This window comes from bacterium, assembly GCA_030654305.1.
Taxonomy (GTDB): Bacteria; Krumholzibacteriota; Krumholzibacteriia; order LZORAL124-64-63; family LZORAL124-64-63; genus PNOJ01.
Window position 1 is genome coordinate 1 of sequence record JAURXS010000350.1, and the last position, 3272, is coordinate 3272.

Sequence of the window (3272 nt, forward strand, 5' to 3'; positions counted from 1 at the left end):
GGAATGGAGCGACCCGCCGGCGGCGGGTCGCTCGAAGTGGCGCGCCCAGGAGGATTCGAACCCCCAACCTTCTAATCCGTAGTCAGATGCTCTATCCAATTGAGCTATGGGCGCGACCGCGGCAATATACCATTCCCCCCGTACCCAGGCAAGATGGCGACGGAGAGCGGCATCCACCTGATTATTTCTTGACAGGATGGAGGTTCGCCCCGATTTAGTATTACGTATCCGATAATCGTAATACTTATAGTCGGAGGTGAACCATGATCCCACGCCCACCGTCGCGCCGGACCTGCCCGGCGATCGCGATCCTGATCACGACGCTGTTGCTGGCGCATGCGCCCGCCGGCGCCCACGACGTGTTCTGGACCGCCGGCGCCGTCGCCGACACGCTCCTGGAAGGCCACCTCGCCGGGCACCAGCACGGCGGCGCCGGCAACCAGCCGCTCGACGCCCCGCGGGTCGCCTGGCTGGCGACCGTCGGCACCGACGGCGCCCTGCGCGTCGCGCCGGTGCCCGCCGCCGCGCCGGTGACCGTGCCGGCCGACGGACTCGCCGACTTCGCGCTCGTGGACTGGGGCTGGTGGACCAAGACCGCCGACGGCACCGTCAACCGCCACCCGTCGGAGGTCGCGCGCCCCCTGCAGGCGTGGCGCTCGCAGGAGACGGTCAAGCACCTGCGCGGCTGGTCGCCTGGTCTGGCCACACCGCTGGGCCGGGGCTTCGAACTGACGCCGCTGACCGACCCGCGGGCCCTCTCCCTCGGCGACAAGCTCGCCGTGCTGGCGACCGCCGACGGGCAGCCCGTGGCGGGCGCGGCGGTGGCCTACGGCGACGACACCCGCGGCGCCACCGGACCCGACGGCCGGATCAACATCCGCCTCCGCCACGCGGGGCTGCAGGTCGTGCGCGCCTCCTGGCGCCGGCCCGACGCGGACGATCCCCGACACGAGGACGTCCGCACGGCGGTGCTCACCTTCGACCTGGCGGACCGCTGATGCGCGCCGCGCTGCTGCCGGTTGTCTTCATCGTACTCATGGCGCCCGTCGCGGCGACGGCGCACGGCCTGGACCACACCATCGCCGGCGACCGCGCGGTCGTGGTGACGCTGACGTACGACGACGGCGCCCCCTTCTCCTTCGAAACCTGCGAGGTCACGCCGCCCGCCGCGGATGCGCCGTCGCAGGTCGGCCGCACCGACCGCCGCGGACGTGTCGTGTTCCTGGCGGACCGGCCCGGCGACTGGCGGGTGCGCGTCGTGGCCCAGGACGGCCACGGCGCCGACCTGACGGTGCCGATCGGCGCCGACCTGCTGCCGTCGCAGGACCATGCGGCCGGCCCCACCCGTCCCGTCAAGCTCGTCACCGGCGTGTCGGTGCTGTTCGGCATCTTCGGCGTCGTCGCCCTGCTGATGTCCAGGAGGAAACCATGATCCGCCCGCGCACCCGCGGCCTCGCCGCCTTCGTAGTCCTGTCCGCCTCCCTGCTGTCGGCGGGCGCGGCGACCGCCCATCACGGCGTCGCATCGCTCGGCGTCGCCGGGCTCGCCGGACCCGGCGCGCCGCTGGAGACTTCCAGTTCGCAGACGCTGCCGCGCGCCGCCTGGCTGGCCTGCGTCAAGATCGACCAGCCGACGTTCGAGGCCTTCACGCCGGAGCGCGACGGCGAGGGCGACCGCAGCACCTTCATGATGTTCGGCCTGGGCTACGGCGTGCGGCCCTGGCTGTCGGTCTACGCCTTCCTGCCGTTCAGCGCCAAGACGGTGCAGGACAACTCCTACAACACGGCCGGCTTCACCGACCTCTCGTTCGTCGCCGTGGCCGGCCTGCGCTGGGACGGCGGACCGCGCCTCGTGCCGGCGAACGAGAGCCTCGACGATCTCGAAGACCTGCACCTCACGATCAGCGCCGGGACGTCCCTGCCCACGGGCGAGGAGAACCTGCGCGACCGCGACGGCGCGATCGATCCCGGCCTGTCCCTGGGCTTCGGCGGCCCGTCGTGGAACTGCGGCCTGACGGCGACGAAGGTGCTCGCCCCGCGCTGGACGGCCGTGGCCGAGGCGTCGGTCGTGGGGTTCACGGAACACGAGTACGCCGACGGCGCGCGGGTCCGCTTCGGCCGCGAGACGCGCCTGAACGCGGCGCTGGTGGCGCGGGTGCTGACCCGGCCGGCGTCGAAGCTGCGGCTCGACGTCAACGTCGAGTCCAACCTCCTGGACCTCGGGCGCGACGAGACGGACGGCATCGGCGAGACGGCCACCGGCGGCCTGATCCTCTACGGGGTCGGCGGCGTCCGGCTCACCAAGGGCGCCGCGAGCCTGGGGCTGGGCTGGAAGAAGCCGGTCTGGACCGACCTCCACGAGGATTCCCTGCAGCAGGGCGCGGAGGGCAAGGAGACGGGCCGGCTCATCGCCGCCCTGTCCTGCCTGTTCTGAACGACTCTGAACGAATCTGAACGGCTCTGAAAGACCGTGAAACGGAGCGGCCATGCACGTCCCCGACGGCTTCCTGGGACCCCAGACCTACCTGCCCGCCTACGGCCTCGCCGCCGCGGCGTGGACGGTCGGGCTGCGCCGCCTGCGCGCCCGCCTGGACGCGGCGACCCTGCCGCGCCTCGCGGTGGTCACCGCGACCGCCTTCGTGCTGATGATGATCACCGTGCCGCTGCCCGGCGGCACCACGGTCCACGTCGCGGGCATCGGCATGCTCGCGGTCCTGTTCGGGGTCTGGAACGCGTTCCTGTCGCTGTCGCTCGTCCTGCTGCTGCAGGCGCTGATGTTCGGGGACGGCGGCGTGACGGCGCTGCCGGTCAACGCCCTGGCCATGGGGCTGGTCGGCAGCCTCGCCGCGGTCGGCGCGCACCGCCTGTTGCGGCCGGTGAACCGCGACGCCGCCCTGTTCGCCGCGGGCTGGGCCGGCACCGTGGCGTCCGCGACGGTGATGGCCGGCGTGCTGGGCCTGCAGCCGCTGCTCTCCCGCGCGCCCGACGGATCGCCGCTGTTCTTCCCCTTCGGCTGGAAGACCACGCTGCCGGCCGTGGTCCTCCCGCATCTGGTGGTCGGCGTGGCGGACGGGGTCCTCGCGCTGCTGGCCGGGCGCTGCCTGGCGCCGCGACCGGCGACGGCGGAACTTCCCCGCGGACCGGAGGCGCCGTGAGGGACCGCGCCCTGCTGCTGCTCTACCTCGGCGCGATCGTGGCCGCGACGTTCGTGCACGATCCCGCCCGGCTCGCCGCCGCGCTGGCGGCGGTCCTGCTCACGTCCGGCAGGCGGGC

The 3272-nt window shown here is 73.0% G+C and carries 4 protein-coding genes and 1 tRNA gene; 4 read left to right on the top strand and 1 reads right to left on the bottom strand.

The features are described 5' to 3' along the window. Positions 1-37 precede the first annotated feature (37 nt). Positions 38-114 (bottom strand) — tRNA-Arg (locus tag Q7W29_10005). Positions 115-263: 149 nt separating this feature from the next. On the opposite strand from Q7W29_10005, the gene Q7W29_10010 reads away from it, so the two are divergent. Genes Q7W29_10010 through Q7W29_10025 form a run of 4 tightly spaced genes read left to right on the top strand, consistent with a single transcriptional unit; the run spans position 264 to position 3154 of the window. Further along, on the top strand, positions 264-998 hold the full coding sequence (locus Q7W29_10010; protein ID MDO9172153.1) for a DUF4198 domain-containing protein: 735 nt from the start codon (positions 264-266) through the stop codon (positions 996-998). Beyond that, positions 998-1432: an ABC transporter permease gene (locus Q7W29_10015; protein MDO9172154.1), complete on the top strand. Its 435-nt coding sequence runs from the start codon at positions 998-1000 to the stop codon at positions 1430-1432. Before Q7W29_10010 ends, Q7W29_10015 begins: the two co-directional genes overlap by 1 nt. Continuing rightward, complete coding sequence (locus Q7W29_10020; GenBank protein ID MDO9172155.1) at positions 1429-2433, top strand: transporter; 1005 nt, start codon at positions 1429-1431, stop codon at positions 2431-2433. The genes Q7W29_10015 and Q7W29_10020 overlap by 4 nt, the downstream gene beginning before the upstream one ends. Positions 2434-2485: 52 nt before the next feature. Beyond that, the gene (locus tag Q7W29_10025) at positions 2486-3154 is read left to right on the top strand and encodes an energy-coupling factor ABC transporter permease (protein MDO9172156.1); all 669 of its coding nucleotides are present in this window, start codon (positions 2486-2488) and stop codon (positions 3152-3154) included. Positions 3155-3272 lie beyond the last annotated feature (118 nt).

What these genes read in the sequence shown, in the direction of transcription:
- Q7W29_10010 (MDO9172153.1), top strand. Translation starts at nt 264, where the DNA reads ATGATCCCACGCCCACCGTCGCGCCGGACCTGCCCGGCGATCGCGATC.
- Q7W29_10015 (MDO9172154.1), top strand. Translation starts at nt 998, where the DNA reads ATGCGCGCCGCGCTGCTGCCGGTTGTCTTCATCGTACTCATGGCGCCC.
- Q7W29_10020 (MDO9172155.1), top strand. Translation starts at nt 1,429, where the DNA reads ATGATCCGCCCGCGCACCCGCGGCCTCGCCGCCTTCGTAGTCCTGTCC.
- Q7W29_10025 (MDO9172156.1), top strand. Translation starts at nt 2,486, where the DNA reads ATGCACGTCCCCGACGGCTTCCTGGGACCCCAGACCTACCTGCCCGCC.